The 21,869-nt window shown below is 65.6% G+C and carries 20 protein-coding genes and 1 tRNA gene; 17 read left to right on the top strand and 4 right to left on the bottom strand.

The genetic code is table 11. The features are described 5' to 3' along the window. Positions 1 to 77 precede the first annotated feature (77 nt). From trpB to glmM, 5 genes are all read left to right on the top strand, one after another. Positions 78 to 1,295: a tryptophan synthase subunit beta gene (trpB, locus tag CR156_RS12725; RefSeq protein WP_100553104.1), complete on the top strand. Its 1,218-nt coding sequence runs from the start codon at positions 78 to 80 to the stop codon at positions 1,293 to 1,295. Further along, positions 1,292 to 1,960: a hypothetical protein gene (locus CR156_RS12720; RefSeq protein WP_100553103.1), complete on the top strand. Its 669-nt coding sequence runs from the start codon at positions 1,292 to 1,294 to the stop codon at positions 1,958 to 1,960. Before trpB ends, CR156_RS12720 begins: the two co-directional genes overlap by 4 nt. Position 1,961: 1 nt before the next feature. Further along, the gene (gene trpA / locus CR156_RS12715) at positions 1,962 to 2,771 is read left to right on the top strand and encodes a tryptophan synthase subunit alpha (protein ID WP_100553102.1); all 810 of its coding nucleotides are present in this window, start codon (positions 1,962 to 1,964) and stop codon (positions 2,769 to 2,771) included. A gap of 216 nt (positions 2,772 to 2,987) precedes the next feature. After that, positions 2,988 to 3,863, top strand: a complete 876-nt coding sequence (accD, locus tag CR156_RS12710) for an acetyl-CoA carboxylase, carboxyltransferase subunit beta (protein WP_089236309.1) — start codon at positions 2,988 to 2,990, stop codon at positions 3,861 to 3,863. Beyond that, on the top strand, positions 3,863 to 5,227 hold the full coding sequence (gene glmM, locus CR156_RS12705) for a phosphoglucosamine mutase (RefSeq protein ID WP_100553101.1): 1,365 nt from the start codon (positions 3,863 to 3,865) through the stop codon (positions 5,225 to 5,227). Before accD ends, glmM begins: the two co-directional genes overlap by 1 nt. Before the next feature lie 72 nt (positions 5,228 to 5,299). Here glmM and galE read toward each other — a convergent pair whose 3' ends face one another. From galE to CR156_RS12685, 4 genes are all read right to left on the bottom strand, one after another. Beyond that, positions 5,300 to 6,307, bottom strand: a complete 1,008-nt coding sequence (gene galE / locus CR156_RS12700; protein WP_100553100.1) for a UDP-glucose 4-epimerase GalE — start codon at positions 6,305 to 6,307, stop codon at positions 5,300 to 5,302. 70 nt (positions 6,308 to 6,377) lie between these two features. Continuing rightward, on the bottom strand, positions 6,378 to 7,235 hold the full coding sequence (locus CR156_RS12695) for a polysaccharide deacetylase family protein (protein ID WP_100553099.1): 858 nt from the start codon (positions 7,233 to 7,235) through the stop codon (positions 6,378 to 6,380). Beyond that, entirely contained in the window at positions 7,228 to 8,373 is a 1,146-nt protein-coding gene (locus CR156_RS12690) for a glycosyltransferase family 4 protein (protein ID WP_100553098.1), read from the bottom strand. Before CR156_RS12690 ends, CR156_RS12695 begins: the two co-directional genes overlap by 8 nt. A gap of 19 nt (positions 8,374 to 8,392) precedes the next feature. Next, positions 8,393 to 10,276, bottom strand: coding sequence for a DUF3413 domain-containing protein (locus CR156_RS12685; protein ID WP_243381815.1), 1,884 nt, complete (start codon positions 10,274 to 10,276; stop codon positions 8,393 to 8,395). Positions 10,277 to 10,431: 155 nt separating this feature from the next. On the opposite strand from CR156_RS12685, the gene CR156_RS12680 reads away from it, so the two are divergent. The 12 genes from CR156_RS12680 to nuoH all read left to right on the top strand — a co-directional run bounded on the left by CR156_RS12680 (position 10,432) and on the right by nuoH (position 21,868). Then, positions 10,432 to 11,409 carry an isopenicillin N synthase family dioxygenase gene (locus CR156_RS12680; RefSeq protein ID WP_100461028.1) on the top strand — a complete coding sequence of 326 codons (978 nt, stop codon included), beginning with the start codon at positions 10,432 to 10,434 and terminating at the stop codon, positions 11,407 to 11,409. A 689-nt stretch (positions 11,410 to 12,098) separates the two neighbouring features. Beyond that, complete coding sequence (tpiA, locus tag CR156_RS12675; protein WP_100553097.1) at positions 12,099 to 12,854, top strand: triose-phosphate isomerase; 756 nt, start codon at positions 12,099 to 12,101, stop codon at positions 12,852 to 12,854. 50 nt (positions 12,855 to 12,904) lie between these two features. Beyond that, positions 12,905 to 13,342 carry a preprotein translocase subunit SecG gene (secG, locus tag CR156_RS12670; RefSeq protein ID WP_089236303.1) on the top strand — a complete coding sequence of 146 codons (438 nt, stop codon included), beginning with the start codon at positions 12,905 to 12,907 and terminating at the stop codon, positions 13,340 to 13,342. 51 nt (positions 13,343 to 13,393) lie between these two features. Beyond that, positions 13,394 to 13,478: transfer RNA gene (locus tag CR156_RS12665), tRNA-Leu, on the top strand. A gap of 112 nt (positions 13,479 to 13,590) precedes the next feature. Further along, complete coding sequence (locus CR156_RS12660) at positions 13,591 to 13,947, top strand: NADH-quinone oxidoreductase subunit A (RefSeq protein WP_005414075.1); 357 nt, start codon at positions 13,591 to 13,593, stop codon at positions 13,945 to 13,947. Beyond that, on the top strand, positions 13,938 to 14,492 hold the full coding sequence (locus CR156_RS12655; RefSeq protein WP_089236302.1) for a NuoB/complex I 20 kDa subunit family protein: 555 nt from the start codon (positions 13,938 to 13,940) through the stop codon (positions 14,490 to 14,492). The genes CR156_RS12660 and CR156_RS12655 overlap by 10 nt, the downstream gene beginning before the upstream one ends. A gap of 33 nt (positions 14,493 to 14,525) precedes the next feature. Next, the gene (locus tag CR156_RS12650; protein WP_100553096.1) at positions 14,526 to 15,272 is read left to right on the top strand and encodes an NADH-quinone oxidoreductase subunit C; all 747 of its coding nucleotides are present in this window, start codon (positions 14,526 to 14,528) and stop codon (positions 15,270 to 15,272) included. Next, positions 15,269 to 16,576: an NADH-quinone oxidoreductase subunit D gene (locus CR156_RS12645; protein ID WP_089236300.1), complete on the top strand. Its 1,308-nt coding sequence runs from the start codon at positions 15,269 to 15,271 to the stop codon at positions 16,574 to 16,576. The genes CR156_RS12650 and CR156_RS12645 overlap by 4 nt, the downstream gene beginning before the upstream one ends. Positions 16,577 to 16,673: 97 nt before the next feature. Beyond that, complete coding sequence (gene nuoE / locus CR156_RS12640; RefSeq protein ID WP_025876204.1) at positions 16,674 to 17,201, top strand: NADH-quinone oxidoreductase subunit NuoE; 528 nt, start codon at positions 16,674 to 16,676, stop codon at positions 17,199 to 17,201. 4 nt (positions 17,202 to 17,205) lie between these two features. Next, positions 17,206 to 18,546, top strand: coding sequence for an NADH-quinone oxidoreductase subunit NuoF (gene nuoF, locus CR156_RS12635; protein ID WP_025876206.1), 1,341 nt, complete (start codon positions 17,206 to 17,208; stop codon positions 18,544 to 18,546). Continuing rightward, the gene (nuoG, locus tag CR156_RS12630; RefSeq protein ID WP_100553095.1) at positions 18,543 to 20,777 is read left to right on the top strand and encodes an NADH-quinone oxidoreductase subunit NuoG; all 2,235 of its coding nucleotides are present in this window, start codon (positions 18,543 to 18,545) and stop codon (positions 20,775 to 20,777) included. Before nuoF ends, nuoG begins: the two co-directional genes overlap by 4 nt. Beyond that, positions 20,774 to 21,868 (top strand): NADH-quinone oxidoreductase subunit NuoH, encoded by a 1,095-nt coding sequence (gene nuoH / locus CR156_RS12625; protein ID WP_099819057.1) that lies wholly within the window; start codon positions 20,774 to 20,776, stop codon positions 21,866 to 21,868. The genes nuoG and nuoH overlap by 4 nt, the downstream gene beginning before the upstream one ends. Position 21,869 lies beyond the last annotated feature (1 nt).

Raw genomic sequence — 21,869 nt, 5'->3', positions numbered from 1 at the left:
TATGCCAGATAATATCCATTTTCCGGACACAATCCGTGCGCTAGAGTATCCACCTGTCTGAACGACCGGTCGTCTCCATGCCTGCCTCTCCCATTGCCGATTTCCACGCATTCCCTGACGCCCAGGGCCACTTCGGCCGTTACGGTGGCAGCTTCGTCGCCGAAACCCTGGTCGGCCCGCTGCAGGAACTGGCCCAGGCCTATGACCAGGCCCGTCAGGACCCGGCGTTCCAGCTGGCCTATGACCGCGATCTGGCCCATTACGTGGGCCGGCCAAGCCCGATCTACCATGCTGAACGCCTCAGCGACCACGTCGGCGGCGCGCAGATCCTGCTCAAGCGTGAGGACCTGAACCACACCGGCGCGCACAAGATCAACAACACCATCGGCCAGGCGCTGCTGGCTGCACGGATGGGCAAGAAGCGCATCATCGCCGAGACCGGCGCCGGCCAGCATGGCGTGGCCAGTGCCACCGTCGCCGCGCGGCTGGGCCTGGAGTGCGTGGTGTACATGGGCGCCACCGACATCGAGCGGCAGAAGATCAACGTCTACCGCATGAAGCTGCTCGGTGCGACGGTGGTGCCGGTGACCTCCGGCTCGGCCACCCTGAAGGACGCCCTCAACGAGGCAATGCGCGACTGGGTCACCAACGTGCAGGACACCTTCTACATCATCGGTACGGTTGCCGGTCCGGACCCGTACCCGCGCATGGTGCGCGACTTCAACGCCATCGTCGGCCGTGAGGCGCGCGAGCAGATGCTGGCCGAGTACGGTCGCCTGCCCGATGCGATCACCGCCTGCGTCGGCGGCGGCAGCAATGCGATCGGCTTGTTCCATGCCTTCCTCAACGACCGCGAGGTCGAGATTGTCGGCGCTGAAGCCGCCGGCGATGGCATCCACACCGGACGCCACGCAGCCTCCATCGCCGCCGGCCGTCCGGGCGTGCTGCACGGCAACCGCACCTATGTGCTGTGCGACGACGACGGCCAGATCATCGAGACCCATTCGGTATCGGCCGGCCTGGACTACCCGGGCGTCGGCCCTGAGCACGCGTTCCTGGCCGACAGCGGCCGCGCGCGTTACCTCGGCATCACCGACGAAGAGGCGTTGCAGGCCTTCCACCTGCTGGCCCACACCGAAGGCATCCTGCCGGCGCTGGAGTCCAGCCACGCGCTGGCACAGGCGATGAAACTTGCGCGCGGGCGTCCGCGCGACCAGATCGTGCTGTGCAACCTCTCCGGCCGCGGCGACAAGGACGTGCATACCATCGCTGCGCGCGAAGGCCTGGTGCTGTGAGCGCGCTGCTTCGCAGGAGCAGCGCACTGCTGCTGGCGTTCGGTTTGGCCGCGTGTCAGCCACCGGAACCACCGGTGCTTGCGCCGGCTGCCAAAGCCACTACGCAGCCTGTGCAGCAGCCGGCCGCCAACGATGATCTTGACCCGATGGCGCGCACGCCCATCGTCGATCCGCCGTCCGCGGAAGGCACGAGCAACGGTGACGCACCGGCAGTGGCTTCGGTGGCGCTGGACCACGCCGGCGACGTGCTGGTTGGCCAGCACATGAGCGACGTCAAGCACCTCGGCTCGTGGGAGTCGCAGGGCGCGATCGAGACCTGCGAGTACTTCACCGGCAAAGGGCTGCCGCCGGGCGTTTCGATGATGGTCGACGATGGACGCATCGTCCGCTTCGACCTGGATCAGGATGAGGATGCCGAAACACCAGTCGCCCAGCCTGGCCCGTACGGCCTGCGCATCGGCATGACCCGCGCACAGGCGCTGGCGCAGTTCCCCGGCGCGCCGGTTTCCGAGCCGCATGCCTATCTGGACGACCAGGGGGAATACCTCACCTGGCAGGACCCGGGTTCCGACCTGGGCATCCGCCTGGAACTGTTTGAAGGGAAGGTTACCCAGATGTACTGGGGAACCAGTGAAGCGATTGAACTGATTGAAGGGTGTGCCTGAAATGTCCGTATCCCGACTCGATGCCTGTTTCCTGCGCCTGCGCCAGCAGCAGCGCAAGGCCCTGATCCCCTTCATCACCGCCGGTGATCCGTCCCTGGAAGCCACGGTGCCGGTCATGCACGCGCTGGTCGGGGCCGGTGCCGATGTGATCGAACTGGGCGTGCCGTTCTCCGATCCGATGGCCGATGGCCCGACCATCCAGCGCAGCTCCGAGCGCGCGCTGGGCCGCGGCGCAGGCACCCGCTATGTGCTGCAGGCGGTGGCGCAGTTCCGTGAGCAGGATGTGCAGACGCCAGTAGTGCTGATGGGCTATCTCAACCCGGTGGAGATCCACGGTTACGTGGCGTTCGCCAACGCGGCGGTGGCCGCTGGCGTGGACGGCGTGCTGCTGGTCGACCTGCCACCGGAAGAAGCCGGCGAAGCCCAGCAGGCCTTCGACGCTGCGGGTCTGGCGCTGGTTCTGCTCGCATCGCCGACCACCAGCGAGGCGCGCGCCGACAAGCTGCTGGCGCTGGCCCGCGGCTATCTCTACTACGTCAGCTTTGCCGGTGTCACCGGCGCCTCCGAACGACTGGACAGCGACGCGGCCAGTGCACGTCTGCAGGCGCTGCGGGCCAAGGCCAGCGTGCCGGTGGTGGCTGGGTTCGGCATCAAGGACGCAGCCAGTGCGGCGGCCATGGCCCGCCAGGCCGATGGCGTGGTTGTCGGCAGCGCGCTGGTGGCGGTGCTGGCCGAAGCGGCTACTGCCGAGGATGCAGCGCAGCGCGCCGCTGCGTTCCTGGCCCCGCTGCGGCAGGCGCTCGACGCGTAACGGTAGTGCCGGCCGCTGGCCGGCACCCTCCGTACCCGCCCGCGTGCAAGCGCTGCCGGCCAGCGGCCGGCACTACCCAACACCTAAACGTACGTCCCAGCATGGTTTTTTCCATCGGGGCCAAGGCCGGGCAGGGGGTGCACGGGCAGGGAAAGCGGAGCTAGACTGTCCGCCTTTGCGGCCCCCGGGCCGCCCTGAACGGAAGTGTCCTCCCGCATGAGTTGGCTCAGCAAGTTGATGCCGTCTGGCATCCGCACCGACAACACCCCCAGCAAGAAGCGCAGCGTCCCCGAGGGCCTGTGGGAAAAGTGCAGCAACTGCGGCAGTGCGTTGTACCGTCCGGAGCTGGAAGAGAATCTGGAGGTCTGCCCGAAGTGCGGCCACCATATGGCCATCCGTGCGCGTGCGCGCCTGGCCGCGCTGTTCGACGCCGACAGCACCACCGAGATCGCTGCCCGCCTGGGGCCGACCGACCTGCTGAAGTTCAAGGACCAGAAAAAGTACGGCGAGCGCATCAAGATCGCGCAGAAGAACACCGGTGAATACGACGCGCTGATTGCCATGCGCGGCCTGCTCAAGGGCCGTCCCCTGGTGGCCTCGTCCTTCGATTTCGCCTTCATGGGTGGCTCGATGGGTTCGGTGGTCGGCGAGCGTTTCGCCCTCGCCGCCGAGACCGCCGCCGAGATCGGCGCACCGTACGTGTGCTTCTCCGCCAGCGGTGGCGCGCGCATGCAGGAAGGCCTGTTCTCGCTGATGCAGATGGCCAAGACCTCGGCCGCGCTGGGCAAACTGCGTGAAGCCGGACAGCCGTACATTTCGGTGCTGACCCACCCGACCACCGGTGGTGTGTCGGCGTCGTTCGCGATGCTGGGCGACATCAACATCGCCGAACCGCGCGCACTGATCGGCTTCGCCGGCCCGCGCGTGATCGAGCAGACCGTGCGCGAGAAGCTGCCGGAAGGGTTCCAGCGTTCGGAGTTCCTGCTCGAACACGGTGCCATCGACCAGATCTGCGACCGCCGTGAACTGCGCGACCGCCTGGCCGACCTGCTGGCGATGCTGCGCCGCGAGCCGGCACCGGAGGAGGTTTGATGGGGAGCCGCAAGTACTTCGGTACCGACGGCATCCGTGGTCGGGTCGGCCAAGGCGCGATCTCGGCTGATTTCGTGCTGCGCCTGGGCAACGCCCTGGGCCGCGTGCTGGTCGCCCAGCGTGGCCAGGATGGGCGCCGTCCGATCGTGGTGATCGGCAAGGACACGCGGATCTCCGGCTACATGTTCGAAGCCGCGCTGGAAGCCGGGCTGGTCGCTGCGGGTGCTGACGTGCAGCTGCTCGGCCCGATGCCGACCCCGGCCGTTGCCTTCCTCACCCGCACCCTCGGCGTGGATGCGGGCATCGTCATCAGCGCGTCGCACAATCCGCACTACGACAACGGCATCAAGTTCTTCTCCGCCCAGGGCGAGAAGCTCGACGATGCCACCGAGCTGGCGCTGGAAGCTGCACTGGACGTGCCGTTCACCACGGCCGTTTCGGAGAAGCTCGGCAAGGCCTCGCGTGCACGCGAGGCCGTCGGCCGTTACATCGAGTTCTGCAAGTCCAGCGTGCCGCGCTCGTTCGATCTTCGCGGCGTGCGCCTGGTACTCGACTGCGCGCATGGCGCCACCTACCAGATCGCGCCGCTGCTGTTCCGCGAACTGGGGGCGGAGGTCATCGGCATCGGTGCCGAACCCAATGGCGTCAACATCAACGACGGCGTCGGTTCGACCCACATCGACAACCTCGCTGCCAAGGTGCGTGAGACCCGCGCCGACCTGGGCATCGCCTTCGACGGTGATGGTGACCGGGTGTTGATGGCCGATGACCGCGGCAACCCGGTCGACGGCGATGACCTGGTGTACATCCTGGCGCGCGCGTGGCAGGCCGAAGGTCGTCTGCGCGGGCCGGTGGTCGGCACCTTGATGAGCAACTTCGGTCTGGAAAAGGCCTTGGCCGAACTGCAGATTCCGTTCCAGCGCAGCAACGTCGGCGACCGCTACGTGCATCAGGCGCTGGTGGAGGGGGGCGGCGTGCTCGGCGGCGAAGCGTCCGGCCATCTGCTGTGCCTGGACCGGGCCACCACCGGTGACGGCATCGTCAGTGCCCTGCAGGTGCTGGTGGCGCTGAAGCAGCAGGGAAAGAACCTGCGCGAAGCGCTGCAGCCGTTGTCCAAGGTGCCGCAGAAGACGGTCAACGTGCGCCTCGGCGATGTCTCGGCCAAGGCCACCGTGCAGGCCGAGAGCGTGCAGGCTGCGCTGACCGAAGCGCAGCAGGCGGTATCCGGTCGCGGGCGTGCCTTCCTGCGTCCCTCCGGCACCGAGCCGGTGGTGCGGGTCACGGTCGAGGCCGATGACGCGACGTTGATGCAGGACACCCTGGATCGGCTTTCGGCGGCGGTCAGGACAGCGGCTGCGACCTGAGCCCTGTCGCTGGATCGAACCGACAACATGGCCGCCTGTGCGGCCATGTTGCTGTCTGGCGCAAGCAAGGTATCAGGCGCTGCGCGGCATCGCCGTCTGCCATTTCCAGGTGTCGCGGCACATGTCCGCCAGGCCATGGCGCGCGGTCCAGCCCAGCTCGCGCAGGGCAAGGGACGGGTCGGCAAAGCTCACCGCGATGTCGCCGGTGCGGCGACCGGTGATCCGGAACGGAATCGGCCGGCCGATGGTCTGCTCGAAGGCCTTGATCAGTTCCAGCACGCTGTGGCCCTGCCCGGTGCCCAGGTTCAGGGTGATGCTGCGGCGCTTGTCGCGCAGGTACTGCAGCGCCAGCACGTGGGCCCGCGCCACGTCTTCCACATGGATGTAGTCGCGTACGCCGGTCCCGTCGCAGGTCGGGTAGTCATCGCCGAATACCTGCACTTCGGGCAGCAGGCCGGCAGCGACCTGGGCGATGTAGGGCATCAGGTTGCTGGGGGTTCCGTGCGGCAGCTCGCCGATCAGAGCGCTTGAATGCGCACCCACCGGGTTGAAGTAGCGCAGCGTTGCCGCATGCAGCGTTGCATCGGCACTGACCAGGTCGGACAGCAGCTGCTCCACCACCAGCTTTGAACGGCCATAGGGTGTCATGGCGCAGGTCGAGGCCGTCTCGGCCACCGGGCAATGGTCTTGGTCGCCGTACACGGTTGCAGACGAGCTGAACACGAACGTGCCCACGCCGGCATCGCGCATGGCGCCGAGCAGGGCAAGGGTGCCGCTGATGTTGTTGTCGAAGTAGTCCAGCGGCATCTGCCGCGATTCGCCAACCGACTTCAGCGCAGCAAAATGCAGCACCGCATCGATCGAATGCTCGCGCAGCACCGCGGTGATCCGCGCACGGTCGCGCACGTCGGCCTGTACGAACAACGGTGTGGTGCCGGTGATGCTGCCGATCCGATCGATCACCCCGGCGTCGCTGTTGCAGAGCGAGTCGACGATGACCACCGTATGGCCCTGCTGCTGCAGTTCCACGCACGTATGGGAGCCGATGAATCCCGCACCGCCGGTAACCAGAACGTTCATTTCCTGTAGTCCTTCCACTCTGTTGGAGCTTCCTTGCCGAAGCCGTGTCAACCCAGTGCTGGCAGCGCCGTCACGGTCCCGGCACCATCTTCTTCTGCCGCGCCTTGAAGCCATTGAACAGCGGTGCGATCAGCGGGTTGTAGCTCCACGCGATGCGCTTGCGCAGCCAGCTTGCCGGCCGGTTGCGGATGGCGAAGCGGTAGATGCGCTCGGGATCGCCGCCGATCACGTTGCGTCCGAACGGATGGGTGGTATGCAGGTAGCGGAACCCCTGCTCACGCGCCACTTCGATGTAGTCCTGGTCGAAATCACCGTACGGCCAGCACAGCGTGTCCGATACCTCGCCCAGCTTCTCCAGCAGCACTTCCCTGGCCTTCGACAGGTCGCCACTGATACCGGCACGGCGCTGGGCGCGGTCCAGGTCCTGGCGGCGCAGCCAGCGCGTGTGGGTGTGGGTATGGCAATGGATCTCGAAGGTGCCGGCCTCGATGGCCGCACGTGCTTCGCTCCAACGCATCATCACTTCGTCGCTGCGGCCCTGCTTGTAGATCAGGTCTTCGCAGGCGCGATGCTCGGGCGTTTCCGGCAGCGTGGCACCGGTGATGCCGGCATGCGGGCGCATCGGGCCCTCGTGCATCCAGCCGGTCACCACGAACACCACCGCGTGCATGCCGTACTTCTGCAGGATCGGGTGGGCGTAGACCCAGTTGTCCAGGTAGCCATCATCGAAGGTGATCACGATCGACTTGCGCGGCACCGGCTTGCCGGCCAGGAAGCCGGCGTACTGGTCCAGCGTCAACGAAGTCCAGCCGGTGCGCGCCAGCCAGGCGATCTGGCTTTCGAAATTTTCCGGCGACACCGTGATCATGCCGGGCGAGTTGCTGACGTGATGATGCATCAGCACCGGTACGGTTCTGGCATTAGCCATGACCCAGCTCCTTCATCCATTGGTGGTAGTAGTGTTCGGTGGCTTCAGCGTGGCCTTCGGGGCTGAAACGCTTTGCGCTGCGGATCCAGTCCCAGCCGGAACGTCCCATCTGCCGGCGACGCTCGGGATCGTCCACCAGCAGCCGCAGCGCGCCCGTGAGGGCGGCGCTGTCACCCAGCCGGGTGAGGATGGCATTGCTGCCTTCCACCAGCATTTCGGGCACGCCACCGACCCGGTGCGACACGATCGGCAGGCCCGCCTGTGCCGCTTCCAGGAACACCGTGCCCGATGCTTCCTTGTGTGTGGCCAGCGCGAAGATGTCGAAGCCGGGCATCAACTGGCTGGCATCGCTGCGAAAGCCCAGCAGATGGACCTGGCGCTGCAGCTCGTGTTCGGCGCAGGTGGCCTGCAGGCGCTGCATCACGGCCTGGCCATCGCCGACCACCACCAGATGCAGGCGGGGGTTGGCCTTGCACAGCGGCACCATGGCCTGCAGCAGTTCGGCGTGGCCCTTGGGTTCGCGCAGCACGGCAACGCAGCCCACCACGATGTCCTGTTCGTCGAATCCGAGCTCGGCGCGCACGCGTGAACGCGTCTCCTGCAGCGCCTGCCAGGACGGCTCCTGCGCGGCGTCGATGCCGGTTGGAGAAACCGCCATCGGCGGCACGATGCCGATGTGGTCGGCGGGAATTCCGCGGTCCGCCAGCAGTTGCTTGACGAAGTTGCTTACCGTGATGACCCGGTGCGGCAGGCCGGTGTAGGTCAGCAGCGAATTCACCGGGCTCATCAGGTGGCGCGAGCGCACCACCAGCGGTGTGCCGCCGAGGCGTGCACCCGCGGCGGCAATCAATGCATCGCGACGGCTGGTGGTGTTGACCACGTCGTAGCGCTCGCGGCGCACCAGCCGTGACACCGACCAGATGCCGCGCAGCAGCCGGCCCATGCCGCCCATGCGCAGCGTATGCACGGTGAAGCCATCATCGCGCGCGCGGGTGGCCAGGCGCGCGTCCGGCTGGCACAGCAGGGCGACGTCATGACCGCGCGCGCGCATCACCTGCATGTGGCGGAAAATGTAGATCTCCTGCCCACCCATGCCTTTGGCGGCTTCGGTATGCAGGATGCGCAGCGGACGGTTCATGGTGGATCGGTCCTTGGATTCAGCGGTTGCGGAAGCGCGTCAGCGCTTCCCATGCCGCGCGGAGGCTGGCGGCGTCGGGGGTCTGTTGCGGCAGGGGGCGGTAGCGCGCATCGAGCGCGGTGGCATTGCCGAATTTGTCGAACACGTAGATCGCCTCGCCATTGCGCACCGCGCGCTGCGACCAGCTTTCCACCACCAGCGCGCGCTTGCCGGTCGGTGCAGCCAGCAGGTCATGGCCGGTGCTGTAGTCGGTCAATGCGTTCTCGCAGCCCAGGCCGTGGCGCATCAGCGTCGGCACCCAGTCTTCATGCGAACTGACCCGCGCGTCGCGGCCGCCACCCTGGCCGGGCCAATGCAGCACGAAGGGCACCTGCAACTGGTAGTTGGAGAAGTTGCCGTTGTGGCCCCAGTAGTTGAGCTTGAGGTCGTTGAATTCCTCGGCGTGGTCACCGGTCACCAGCACGATCGTGTCCTGGTCCAGGCCCTGTGCGCGCAGATCATCCAGCAGTGATCCGATCAGGCTGTCGGCGTAATGCACCGCGGTGTGATAACGGTTCAATTCCGGCGTTGGATCGTGCTCGGGGCCGAACTTGAGAAAATCGATGGCATCGGCCATCGGCGTGGCGAGCGGCGGATAGCCGGCCGGCATGTGGTAAGGCGCGTGGGTGGAATCGAGGAACACGAAACCGAACCATGGGCGCTGCGCAGCCTGGCTGGCGCGGATGTCCTTCTGCAGTCCAGCGACGATGGCGGCATCGCGGCCGTCGGACGTCAGTTCGGACGGTCCCTGGTGCAGCTGGTCGCGGACATCGGCGAACGCAGTGCGATCGAACTCCGGGCTGTACAGCGGCGCGCTGCCATACAGATGCAGGTCATAGCCCTGCTGTCCCAGCACCTTGAACAGCTGCGAGCCACGCTGTTCGTCGAGCATGCTGGGCCAGTAGCCGCCCGGCAGGCCATACAGCAGGCCGAACAGGCCATAGCGGGTGGCGTTGCCGGTGCTGAAATGATGTTCGTACACCCGCGAGGAGCGGGCCAGTGCCGATGCGTTGGGCATGAACTGCGGGGTGAGCACGTCATGGCGCAACGACTCCAGCACCACCATCAGGATGTTCGGCCGCTGGTGGCTCTGGCAGCGCAGCGGCTGCAATGGATAGTTGAGCTGGGCATGGCGCGGGTCGGGCAGGCCGACCTGTTGCTGGCTGACCACGCCGAAGCGGCGCATCGCGCTCTTGGCGGTGATCGGTTGCGCCCATGGCAGGTAATTCCACTGGCTGATCACTGCGCGTTCGCCAAGCGCATCGTAGTAGGCAGTGGCGACCTGGCCGCCGCCCATCAGCAGGGCAATCACCGCCCAGGCCTGCAGTACCCGCCGCCGCCGCGGCGCTGCGGGCAGCAGCTTCCAGCAGGCCCAGGCCAGCAGGCCCTGCGCGGCGAAGATCGCCGATACCATGGCAGCCGCTTGCAGCCAGGTCTTCCAGGACAGACTCACCTGATCCTGCAGGGCACCGCCGAACACCATGTTGGCGACCATCGCGTTGAGGTGGAAGCGATACAGCGCGAACACCTTGGCATCCACCAGCAGCAGGCACAGCCACAGACCCTGGCATATCACCGCCGACACGCTGAGCGCGCGCGCGCTGCGCGGCCACAGGCCGATGGCCAGCGGCAGCAGGCCGGCCAGTGCGCCGAACGCGAGCAGATGGCCGGGCAGGGCAATCGCCAGATAGGCAAGGCCGAGTGTCCCGCCGGGGTTGTCGCGCAGCGGAACGTTGCCCAGCGCGATGAGCGCGGCCAGCACCGCGTTGGCCGCGATGAACAGGGACCACCAGGCCAGCCTGCGCCAGCGTCGGGCGGGGCCGGGAAGAGCGGCGGCGGTGGCGTCGGGCAGGGCGGCGTCCATGGAGAAGGCGGGTTGGGATGGGGTAACGGGTGGCGTTTCCCGGCGTGACGAAGTCGTTAAACCGCGCGCGGGTGGCGCATTGTATCGGTTTGTTTCAGTGTGTCGGTGGCGTGCCCCGATCTATCTGTCACAATGTTCAGATCGGTCGCCATGACATGGCGGGCCCGTACCGACTCAACGACAAGCCAGGAACCGCTGTGAGCCAGATCCCCACCCTCGACATCACCCGTTTCGACAGTGACCGCGACGCCTTCGTGGCCGAGCTGGGGGCGGCATATCGCCAATGGGGGTTTGCCGGCATCCGCAACCACGGCATCCCGCAGGCCGACATCGATGCGGCCTACGACGTCTTCAAGGCCTTCTTCGCACTGCCGGATGAGACCAAGCGCAAGTACCACGTGGCTGGCAGCGGCGGCGCCCGTGGCTATACCCCGTTCGGTGTGGAGACCGCAAAGGGCTCCAAGCACTTCGACCTGAAGGAGTTCTGGCACATCGGCCGCGAGATCGCCGACGACTCCAAGTACCGGGACGTGATGGCGCCGAACCTGTGGCCGTCCGAGGTCGAGGGCTTCCGTGAGCGTGGTTACGGCCTGTACCAGGCGTTGGACAACCTGGGTTCGCGCGTGCTGTCGGCCCTGGCCCTGCACATCGGCCTGCCGGAGCACTTCTTCGCCGACAAGACCAACTTCGGCAATTCGATCCTGCGCCCGATCCATTACCCGCCGATCACCACCGACGACATCCCGAACGTGCGTGCCGGTGCACATGGCGACATCAATTTCATCACGCTGCTGGTCGGTGCCAGCGCGGCAGGCCTGGAAGTGCAGTCGCATGATGGGGACTGGGTGCCGTTCACCTCGGACGCGGACACCATCGTGGTCAACATCGGCGACATGCTGCAGCGCCTGACCAACCATGTGTATCCGTCGACCATCCACCGTGTGGTCAATCCTCCGGGCGAGCTGGCCCGCCAGCCGCGCTATTCGGTGCCGTTCTTCCTGCACCCGAACCCGGATTTCCTGATCGACGTGCTGCCCTCGTGCATCAGCGAGGAGAATCCGAGCCGGTACCCGGAGCCGATCACCGCGCACGGCTTCCTCGAAGAGCGCTTGCGCGAGATCAAGCTGAAGTAATGAAGAAGCCGCCGAAAGGCGGCTTTTTCATTACGGGTAGCGCCGGGCCATGCCCGGCCAGCGCAGCGGAGGGTGTTCGGCAGGGTTGCACCCTGCACCCGCAGAGGCCAAAGCCAAAGCCAAAGCGGCTTCGGGTTTCTGCGGGTTGGGCGGGCCGGTGTGGGCTGGCAGGACACGCCGTAAACCCATCCCTGGGGGCTCGATGGCGCCATCCATGGCGCCAACGGTCCTGCCAGCCCACGCCGCCCCACCCCCGACAATTTCCCGCGGCTGTTGGTAGGTGTCGACCTTGGTCGACACGATCCATCCACGTCATGCGTGGATGAGATCTGTCAGGCCTCGAAGCGGGGCAGGGAGCTCGGTTTCTGCTCTTGATCTTCTTTTTTCTTTCCGTGGCGGGCGGAACCGCCGGAATGTGTCAGGGGCCGGGCGGGTGGGGCTGGCGAGGGTGTCCGCGGCATGGATGCCGCGGCCAAGCCCCCAGGGATGGGTTCACGGCGTCCCTCGCCAGTCCCACCCGCCCGGCCAACCCCCAGATCCCACCGGGCTTTCCGCGACCAACCCAGCCCAAACCCCGCCACGAGGGGCTGCGCCGTTGGCTGAAAATCCATGTAACCGCTTACAAAGAAACGGTTTTTTGCCGTAGCGGGTATCATGGGCGGCTGAGTTCATACAGGAGCCACCCGCTCATGCGCCGCAAGATCGTCGCTGGAAACTGGAAGCTGCACGGCAGCCGTCAATTCGCCACCGAACTGCTGGGGCAGGTCGCCGCCGGGCTGCCGAAGCGCGGGGTGGAGGTGGTGATCCTGCCGCCGATGCCCTACCTGGGTGAGCTGGTCGAAGACTTCGGCGACACCGGCCTGGCCTTTGGTGCACAGGACGTCAGCAGCAACGAGAAGGGCGCCTACACCGGTGAGGTATGCGCAGCCATGCTGCACGAGGTGGGTGCCCGCTATGGCCTGGTCGGCCACTCCGAGCGCCGCCAGTACCACAACGAGAGCAGTGAGCTGGTCGCGCGCAAGTTCGCTGCTGCCCTGCACGCCGGCCTGGTGCCGGTGCTGTGCGTCGGTGAAACCCTTGAGCAGCGCGAGGCCGGGCAGACCGAGTCGGTCATCGCCAGCCAGCTGGCCCCGGTGCTGGAGCTTGTCGGGGCGGAAGGCTTCGCCAATGCCGTGGTCGCCTACGAGCCGGTCTGGGCGATCGGAACCGGCCGTACCGCGACCAAGGAGCAGGCGCAGCAGGTGCACGCGTTCATTCGTGGCGAAGTCGCGCGCATCGATGCTAGAATTGCTGATTCACTGCCCATTGTTTACGGCGGTAGCGTGAAGCCCGACAATGCCGGGGAACTGTTCGCGCAGCCGGATGTCGATGGTGGGCTGGTTGGTGGTGCCTCCCTGGTGGCCGCCGACTTCCTGGCCATCGCAGAGGCGGCGGCAAACAATTAGTTACGGTTGCCGGCTAGCCGCCGGCACTCTAGTCCGAGGGCGGATTTCCAATGCTGATGTTGATCCTCAATGTCGTCTACGTGCTGGTTGCCGTAGCCATGGTCGCGCTGATCCTGATGCAGCGTGGCTCGGGTGCGGCGGCAGGTTCGGGCTTTGGCGCTGGCGCCTCGGGGACCGTGTTCGGTGCGCGTGGCGCGTCCAACTTCCTGTCCAAGTCGACCAAGTGGCTGGCCGTGGTGTTCTTCGGCATCAGCCTCTTCATGGCCTGGTACGCCGGCCATGGCAACCGCCCGGCCGCCGAACAGGATCTGGGTCTGATGTCTGCCCCGGCGGCCAGTGCTCCGGCCGCTCCGGCGGGCGAATTGCCGGCCGTTCCGAAGGCTGATGCGGTCCCGGCCGCCCCGGTTCCGGCCGCAACTGTGCCGGCTCAGGCGGAATCTTCGGTTTCTGGTGAAGAAAAGCCTTCGGAAGGCTCCCAGAAAGACTGAAGCCGGTTACAATACGCGGCGCATCGGGAAGATAGTCTGATGTGATCGTTTGCCCAGGTGGCGGAATTGGTAGACGCACTACCTTGAGGTGGTAGCGACTTAGGTCGTAGGGGTTCGAGTCCCCTCTTGGGCACCATTTAGTAAGTAAAGCGGGTTCGTCTGGCGCGCAAGGCGCCAGGCAGATTCCCGTCCACTCCCCCATGCCAAAGCGCCTGCAGGCGCAGCGGCAGAGGCAAGAGAGAATCGCTGTGCTGGCCGAATATTTGCCGTCTCTGCTGTTTCTGATCGTTGCCACCGGTATCGGCATTACGCTGATGCTGGTTGGTCGATTCCTCGGTCCCCGCCGCCCCGATCTGGAAAAGCTGTCGCCGTACGAGTGCGGCTTCGAAGCCTTCGAAGACGCACGCATGAAGTTCGACGTGCGCTACTACCTGATCGCGATCCAGTTCATCGTCTTCGACCTGGAAATCATCTTCATCGTGCCGTGGACGCAGGTCTTCATGGAGCTTGGCGCGCGTTCGCTCGTCACCATGGGCCTGTTCGTCGGCATGCTGTTCCTCGGTTTCATTTATGTCTGGAAGAAGGGAGCGCTGGAATGGGAGTGATTCAGACTCTCGATGGCCTGATGACCAATCCTGTCCCGGAAGGGCGGGTTGATGACATCCTGCGGCCGGAAGGCGACAACCCGCTGCTGGAAAAGGGCTTTGTCACCACCAGCGTCGATGCCCTGCTGAATTGGGCACGTACCGGTTCGATGTGGCCCATGACCTTCGGTCTGGCCTGCTGTGCGGTCGAAATGATGCACGCAGGTGCGGCGCGCCTGGACCTTGACCGCTACGGTGTGGTGTTCCGCCCGTCGCCGCGTCAGTCCGACGTGATGATCGTCGCCGGCACCCTGGTCAACAAGATGGCCCCGGCGCTGCGCAAGGTCTATGACCAGATGCCCGACCCCAAGTGGGTGATCTCCATGGGCAGCTGCGCCAACGGCGGTGGTTACTACCACTACTCCTATTCTGTGGTGCGCGGCTGTGATCGCGTGGTGCCGGTGGACATCTATGTCCCGGGCTGCCCGCCGACCGCCGAGGCGCTGGTGTACGGGATCCTGCAGCTGCAGAAGAAGATCTGGCGTACACAGACCATCGCCCGCTGACCCCTTCACCTGACAAGAGCGCGCCAAGCCCCCATGGCAGAGCAAGCATCCTTCATCGACCGACTCTCCGCACGTTTCGCAGGTGCGAAGGTCATCGTGGTCGAACCCCGCGGCGAAGTGACGCTGGAAGTGCCTGCCGCTGAGTGGCACGCCACCGCCCTCGCGCTGCGTGACGAGTTTGGTTTCGAGCAGGCCGTGGACCTCTGCGGCGTCGATTACCTCGGTTACGGCTCCGATGAGTGGGACACCGCCGACGTGTCCTCGCAGGGCTTCAGCCGCGGTGTCGAAGGCAAGGCCCAGGGCCGCTTCGCCTGGGGCGAGTTCCCCAGCGAAGAGAGCGCCGACGGTGCCCGCCCGCAGCACATGCCGACCCAGCGCTTTGCCGTGGTCGCACAGCTGCGTTCGTACCAGCACAACCTGATGATGCACCTGCGCTGCTTCGCGCCTGACGAAGCGCTGGCGGTGGTGTCCTCGCTGACCGGCATCTGGCCGGGCCTGAACTGGTTCGAGCGCGAAGCGTTCGACCTGTATGGCGTGATCTTCGAAGGTCACCCGGACCTGCGCCGGATCCTGACCGACTACGGTTTCGTCGGTCATCCGTTCCGCAAGGACTTCCCGCTGATCGGCAACGTCGAAGTCCGCTACGACGAAGAAAAGAAGCGTGTCATCTACGAACCGGTCACCTCGGTGGAGCCGCGTGTCGGCGTGCCGCGCGTGATCCGCGACGACGCCCGCCTGCAGACCGCTGCCGGCGAGCGCTCGCAGGAGGCAGTGAAGTGAGTCACGTACACCAGGCCGGCGAAGCATTCGCCAGCAATGCTGCCGAAAGCCGGCAGGAAATCCGCAACTACACCATGAACTTCGGCCCGCAGCATCCGGCCGCGCACGGTGTGCTGCGCCTGATCCTGGAGATGGACGGCGAGACCATCATGCGTGCCGACCCGCACGTGGGTCTGCTGCACCGGGGCACCGAGAAGCTGGCCGAGTCCAAGCCGTTCAACCAGTCGATCGGCTACATGGATCGCCTGGATTACGTGTCGATGATGTGCAACGAGCACGCCTACGTGCGCTCGATCGAGACCCTGATGGGCATCGAGGCGCCGGAGCGCGCGCAGTACATCCGCACGATGTTCGACGAGATCACCCGCATCCTGAACCACCTGATGTGGCTGGGCTCCAACGCACTCGACCTGGGTGCTATGGCGGTGATGCTGTACGCCTTCCGCGAGCGCGAAGAGCTGATGGACTGCTACGAAGCGGTCTCCGGCGCGCGCATGCACGCGGCGTACTACCGTCCGGGCGGCGTTTACCGCGACCTGCCGGACCATATGCCGAAGTACAAGGAATCGCGCTGGCACAAGGGCAAGGCCCTGAAGAACCTCAACGCCTCGCGCGAAGGTTCGCTGCTGGACTTCCTGGAAAACTTCACCAATGAATTCCCGGGCCGTGTCGACGAATACGAGACCCTGCTGACCGACAACCGTATCTGGAAGCAGCGTACCGTTGGCATCGGCGTGGTCACGCCGGAACTGGCCCACCAGTGGGGCATGACCGGTGTGATGCTGCGTGGTTCGGGCATCGCCTGGGATCTGCGCAAGAAGCGTCCGTACGCGAAGTACGATGCTGTCGATTTCGACATCCCGCTGGGCAAGGAAGGCGATTGCTACGATCGCTACCTGTGCCGCGTGGCCGAAATGCGCGAGTCCAACCGCATCATCAAGCAGTGCGTGGCGTGGCTGAAGGCCAACCCAGGCCCGGTCATGGTCAAGAACTTCAAGGTCGCTCCGCCCAAGCGCGAGGACATGAAGGACGACATGGAAGCGCTGATCCACCACTTCAAGCTGTTCAGTGAAGGCTATTGCGTGCCGGCCGGCGAGACCTACGCCGCGGTTGAAGCGCCCAAGGGCGAGTTCGGCTGCTACCTGGTTTCCGACGGCGCCAACAAGCCGTTCCGCGTACACCTCCGTGCGCCGGGCTTCGCCCACCTGTCCTCGATCGATTCGATCGTGCGCGGCCACATGCTGGCCGACGTGGTGGCGATGATCGGTACCTACGATCTGGTGTTCGGCGAGGTTGACCGGTAATGCCGTCCGCCACGCCAACGCCCGCTGCAGGCAGCCGGCGCAAGCCGGCGCCGCAGTTTCTGCAATTTCACGTTATGCATTTCGCTGAGGTCGGCCGATGAAGGCGACAGGTAATTTCGAGGCGGCGCGCGACGTCGACCCGATGGTGGTGTTGAGCGACAAAACCCGCGCTCACATCGATCACTGGCTGTCCAAGTTCCCGCCGGACCGCAAGCGCTCTGCCGTGCTGCAGGGTCTGCATGCTGCCCAAGAGCAGAACCAGGGCTGGCTGACCGACGAGCTGATCGCCGGCGTGGCCAAGTACCTGGACCTGCCGCCGGTGTGGGCCTACGAGGTTGCCAGCTTCTACTCGATGTTCGAGACCGAGAAGGTGGGTCGCAACAACGTGGCCATCTGCACGAACATCAGCTGCTGGCTCAATGGCGCCGAAGACATCGTGCGCCATTGCGAGAAGAAGCTGGGCATCAAGAACGGTCAGTCGACCGCTGACGGCCGCGTCTACCTCAAGCGTGAGGAAGAGTGCCTGGCCGGCTGCGCGGGTGCACCGATGATGGTCATCAATGGTCACTACCATGAGCGTCTGACCCTGGAAAAGGTCGACGAGCTTCTGGACGGGCTGGAGTAAGGGCATGGCACATCACCACGAATCCAAGGGTCCGGTCGGCCCCGCGCCGCTGCCGCACCAGGTGGTCTACACCACCCTGCATTACGACACCCCGTGGTCGTACGAAAGCTATCTGAAGACCGGTGGCTACGCCGCCCTGCGCAAGATCCTCGAAGAGAAGATCCCGCCGGAGCAGGTCATCGAGATGGTCAAGGCCTCGGGCCTGCGCGGCCGTGGCGGCGCTGGTTTCCCGACCGGCCTGAAGTGGTCCTTCATGCCCAAGGGCAACGTGCAGAAGTACATCCTCTGCAACTCGGATGAATCCGAGCCGGGCACCTGCAAGGATCGCGACATCCTGCGTTACAACCCGCATTCGGTGGTGGAAGGCATGGCGATCGCCTGCTACGCCACCGGTTCCACCGTGGGCTACAACTACCTGCGCGGTGAGTTCCACCACGAGCCGTTCGAGCACTTCGAGCAGGCCCTGGCCGATGCCTATGCAAACGGCTGGCTGGGCAAGAACGTGCTGGGCTCGGGCGTGGATATCGACATCTACGGCGCCCTCGGTGCCGGCGCCTACATCTGCGGTGAAGAAACCGCACTGATGGAATCGCTGGAAGGCAAGAAGGGCCAGCCGCGCTACAAGCCGCCGTTCCCGGCCAACTTCGGCCTGTATGGCAAGCCGTCGACGATCAACAACACCGAAACCTATGGTTCGGTGCCGGCGATCATCCGCAATGGTCCCGAGTGGTTCAAGGGCCTGAGCCTGACCGCCAATGGCGGCCCGAAGTGCTTCTCGGTGTCCGGCTGCGTGCAGAAGGGCGGCAACTTCGAAGTGCCGCTCGGTACCACCTTCGACGACCTGCTGGAGATGGCTGGCGGCCTCAAGCCGGGCCGCAAGCTCAAGGGCGCGATCCCGGGCGGCGTGTCCATGCCGGTGCTGACCGCGGCCGAGCTGAAGGGCCTGCCGATGGACTACGACACCATCCGTGCGCTGGGCTCCGGCCTGGGTTCCGGTGCGGTCGTGGTGCTGGATGACAGCGTCTGCTGCGTCAAGTTCGCTTGCCGCATCAGCCAGTTCTTCCACAAGGAATCCTGTGGCCAGTGCACCCCGTGCCGCGAAGGTACCGGCTGGATGCACCGCGTGCTGGAGCGCATCGTCGCCGGCAAGGCCACGATGGAAGACCTGCACCAGTTGAAGACCGTGGCCGGTCAGATCGAAGGTCACACCATCTGTGCGTTCGGCGAAGCGGCGGCGTGGCCCATCCAGGGCTTCCTGCGCCAGTTCTGGGACGAATTCGAGTACTACATCGTCAACGGTCATTCGATGGTTGACGGCAAGAAGGTGGAGGCAGCCGCTGCATGAGCGCGCAACCCATAAATCCCAGCGTGCCACCGGACCACGTCACCATCGAGATCGATGGCAAGTCGCTGGTCGTGCCCAAGGGTTCGATGATCATCCAGGCCGCCGACAAGGCGGGCATTTCGATTCCGCGCTTCTGCTACCACGAGAAGCTGCCGATCGCTGCCAACTGCCGCATGTGCCTGGTCGACGTGGAAAAGTCGCCGAAGCCGGCGCCGGCCTGTGCCACGCCGGTGATGGACGGCATGAAGGTCGCCACCCGCAGTGAGAAGGCGCTGAAGTTCCAGCGCTCGGTGATGGAGTTCCTGCTGATCAACCACCCGCTGGATTGCCCGATCTGCGATCAGGGCGGCGAGTGCGAACTGCAGGATGTGTCGCTGGGTTATGGCCGTTCGGTCAGCCGCTTCAACGAGCGCAAGCGCGTGGTGGCCGACGAGGACATGGGGCCGCTGGTCGCCACCGAGATGACCCGCTGCATCCAGTGCACCCGCTGCGTCCGCTTCACCGCCGACGTCGCCGGTACCTACGAACTGGGTGGCATGTACCGCGGTGAAAACCTGCAGATCGGCACCTACGACGGCAAGCCGCTGACCACCGAGCTTTCGGGCAATGTGGTCGACGTGTGCCCGGTCGGCGCGCTGACCAACAAGGTGTTCCAGTTCCGCGCCCGTCCGTGGGAACTGACCGCGCGCGAATCGCTGGGCTACCACGACGCGATGGGCTCGAACCTGTTCCTGCACGTGCGTCGCGGCGAAGTGCTGCGTACCGTGCCGCGCGACAACGAGTCGGTCAACGAGTGCTGGCTGTCCGATCGTGACCGTTATTCGCACCAGGGCCTGTACAGCGAAGACCGTGCGGTCAAGCCGCTGCGCAAGGTCAATGGCGAGTGGAAGGAAGTGAGCTGGGCCGAAGGCCTGGCCGCGGCCGCCGAGATCCTCAAGGCCAACCAGGGCGACAACCTGGGCGTGCTGGTGCACCCGTCGACCTCGAACGAAGAGGGCGCACTGCTGGCCCGCCTGGCTACTGGCCTGGGTTCGAGCAACATCGACCACCGCATCAACAACCGCGACTTCTCCGACGCCGCCACCGCCGAAGTGTTCGGCCTGCCGCTGGCCGAGATCGAAGGCGCCGACCGCATCGTCGTTCTGGGCAGCAACATCCGCCACGAACTGCCGCTGCTGCACGCCCGCCTGCGCAAGGCGCAGACGACCAACGGCGCGAAGATCCACGTCGTCAACCCGGTCGACTTCGACTTCGCGTTCAGCATTGCCGGCAAGCAGATCGTGGCCCCGTCAAAGTTCGCCGATGCACTGGCCAACGCCGAGCTGCGTTCGGCGGTGCAGGGCGGTACCAACACCGTGCTGATCGTCGGTGGCATCGCCGAGAACCATCCGCAGGCTGCCGCGATCCGTGCCGCTGCGCGTGACTTCGCCGCCGCCACCGGTGCCAAGCTGTGCCGTATCCCGCAGGGCGCCAACGCGATCGGCCTGACCCGCGCCGGAGTGCTGCCGGCCGGCAAGGACGTCGCCGCGATGCTGGCCGATCCGCGCAAGGCCTACGTGGTCTACGGCCTGGAACCGGGCCTGGACTTCGCCGATGCTCCGGCCGCGCGCAAGGCGCTGGTCGGCGCACAGGTGGTGGCCTTCAGCCAGTTCGCCTGCGCCTCGACCCGCGACGTCGCCGACGTGATCCTGCCGATCGGTGCACTGCCGGAAATCGATGCCACCCTGACCAACCTCGACGGTCGCGAGCAGTCGGCCCGTGCCGGCGGCAAGCTGCCGGGCGAGGCCCGCGAGGGCTGGCGAGTGCTGCGTGCGCTTGGCGCTGAGCTGGCCGTCGCCGGCTTCGAGTTCATCGACCTGGCCGGCCTGCGCGCCAGCCTGGCCCCGGTGACTGTTGCCGTCGCTGCCTCGGCCCAGCCGGCCCTTGCCGGCGAAGGCCTGGAAGTGGCCTCGACCGCTGCGATCTACCGCACCGATGCGGTGGTCCGTCGCGCCCCGGCGCTGCAGTCGCATCCGCTCAACAACGCCCCGCGCATCGTGCTCAACGCTGACGATGCCGCCCGCCTGCAGCTGCAGGAAGGGCAGATGGCCAAGGTCGGCACCGATGCCGGCAAGGCCACCCTGCCGGTGGTGGTCGACGCCCGCGTCGCTGCGGGTTCGGTCTGGATTGAATCGGGCCACGGCGCAACCGCGCCGCTGGGTGCCGCTCGTGTTTCGGTGGTGGCTGCATGAACGAATTGCTGATTAACGCGGTCGATCCGCTGCACCAGTGGCTGCTTGGCCTCGGTGACATCGGCGCGCTGATCTGGATCATCCTGAAGATCCTGGTGATCACCGTTCCGGTGATCGTCTCGGTGGCCTTCTACGTGGTCTGGGAACGCAAGCTGATCGGCTGGATGCACGTCCGCCACGGCCCGATGTACGTGGGCATGGGCATCTTCCAGGCCTTCGCCGACGTCTTCAAGCTGCTGTTCAAGGAAGTCCTGCAGCCGAGCAGCGCCAACAAGGCGATCTTCCTGCTGGCGCCGCTGATCACCCTGGCTCCGGCCTTCGCGGCCTGGTCGGTGGTGCCCTTCGATTCGCAGATCGTGCTGTCCAACGCCAACGCCGGCCTGCTGTATCTGTTGGCGATGACCTCGCTCGGCATCTACGGCATCATCCTGGCCGGTTGGGCATCCAACTCGAAGTATGCGTTCCTGGGTGCGATGCGCGCCTCGGCGCAGATGATCAGCTACGAAATCGCCATGGGCTTCGCCCTGGTCGGCGTGATGATCGCTGCGGGCAGCCTGAATCTGAGCAACATCGTGATGGCGCAGGCCGGCAATTCCGGTTTCTTCGACTGGTTCCTGCTGCCGCTGTTCCCGCTGTTCGTCATCTACTGGGTGTCGGGCGTTGCCGAAACCAACCGCGCGCCGTTCGACGTGGTGGAAGGTGAGTCGGAAATCGTCGCCGGTCACATGGTCGAGTACTCGGGCGGTGCGTTCGCGCTGTTCTTCCTGGCCGAATACGCGAACATGATCCTGATCAGCTTCCTGATCTCGATCTTCTTCCTCGGCGGCTGGCTGAGCCCGATCCAGGGCTGGGTCAACCCGGGCGATATCTCGCCGCTGGTCGACTGGATCTGGAAGGGCGGTGCACCGTGGCTGTTCGTCAAGGTGTTCTTCTTCGCCAGTGCCTACATCTGGTTCCGTGCCAGCTTCCCGCGCTTCCGCTATGACCAGATCATGCGCCTGGGCTGGAAGGTCTTCATCCCGCTGGCCATTCTGTGGATTGCGGTTACCGCCGTCATGGTGTTCTTCGGCGTGATTCAAAAGGGCGTCTAAG

Source organism: Stenotrophomonas lactitubi (genome assembly GCF_002803515.1).
Taxonomy (GTDB): Bacteria; Pseudomonadota; Gammaproteobacteria; order Xanthomonadales; family Xanthomonadaceae; genus Stenotrophomonas; species Stenotrophomonas lactitubi.
Note: the sequence above shows the minus strand (reverse complement) of the source record. Positions and strands in the feature narration are given on the sequence as shown.

Excerpts from the sequence above, each read along its gene's own strand:
- CR156_RS12650 (WP_100553096.1), top strand. The coding sequence starts at position 14,526 with ATGGCAGAGCAAGCATCCTTCATCGACCGACTCTCCGCACGTTTCGCA.
- nuoF (WP_025876206.1), top strand. The coding sequence starts at position 17,206 with ATGGCACATCACCACGAATCCAAGGGTCCGGTCGGCCCCGCGCCGCTG.
- glmM (WP_100553101.1), top strand. The coding sequence starts at position 3,863 with ATGGGGAGCCGCAAGTACTTCGGTACCGACGGCATCCGTGGTCGGGTC.
- CR156_RS12680 (WP_100461028.1), top strand. The coding sequence starts at position 10,432 with ATGGCGGGCCCGTACCGACTCAACGACAAGCCAGGAACCGCTGTGAGC.
- CR156_RS12685 (WP_243381815.1), bottom strand. The coding sequence starts at position 10,276 with ATGGACGCCGCCCTGCCCGACGCCACCGCCGCCGCTCTTCCCGGCCCC.
- nuoH (WP_099819057.1), top strand. The coding sequence starts at position 20,774 with ATGAACGAATTGCTGATTAACGCGGTCGATCCGCTGCACCAGTGGCTG.
- nuoE (WP_025876204.1), top strand. The coding sequence starts at position 16,674 with ATGAAGGCGACAGGTAATTTCGAGGCGGCGCGCGACGTCGACCCGATG.
- accD (WP_089236309.1), top strand. The coding sequence starts at position 2,988 with ATGAGTTGGCTCAGCAAGTTGATGCCGTCTGGCATCCGCACCGACAAC.
- trpA (WP_100553102.1), top strand. The coding sequence starts at position 1,962 with ATGTCCGTATCCCGACTCGATGCCTGTTTCCTGCGCCTGCGCCAGCAG.
- CR156_RS12655 (WP_089236302.1), top strand. The coding sequence starts at position 13,938 with ATGGGAGTGATTCAGACTCTCGATGGCCTGATGACCAATCCTGTCCCG.
- CR156_RS12690 (WP_100553098.1), bottom strand. The coding sequence starts at position 8,373 with ATGAACCGTCCGCTGCGCATCCTGCATACCGAAGCCGCCAAAGGCATG.
- galE (WP_100553100.1), bottom strand. The coding sequence starts at position 6,307 with ATGAACGTTCTGGTTACCGGCGGTGCGGGATTCATCGGCTCCCATACG.
- trpB (WP_100553104.1), top strand. The coding sequence starts at position 78 with ATGCCTGCCTCTCCCATTGCCGATTTCCACGCATTCCCTGACGCCCAG.
- secG (WP_089236303.1), top strand. The coding sequence starts at position 12,905 with ATGCTGATGTTGATCCTCAATGTCGTCTACGTGCTGGTTGCCGTAGCC.
- CR156_RS12695 (WP_100553099.1), bottom strand. The coding sequence starts at position 7,235 with ATGGCTAATGCCAGAACCGTACCGGTGCTGATGCATCATCACGTCAGC.
- tpiA (WP_100553097.1), top strand. The coding sequence starts at position 12,099 with ATGCGCCGCAAGATCGTCGCTGGAAACTGGAAGCTGCACGGCAGCCGT.
- nuoG (WP_100553095.1), top strand. The coding sequence starts at position 18,543 with ATGAGCGCGCAACCCATAAATCCCAGCGTGCCACCGGACCACGTCACC.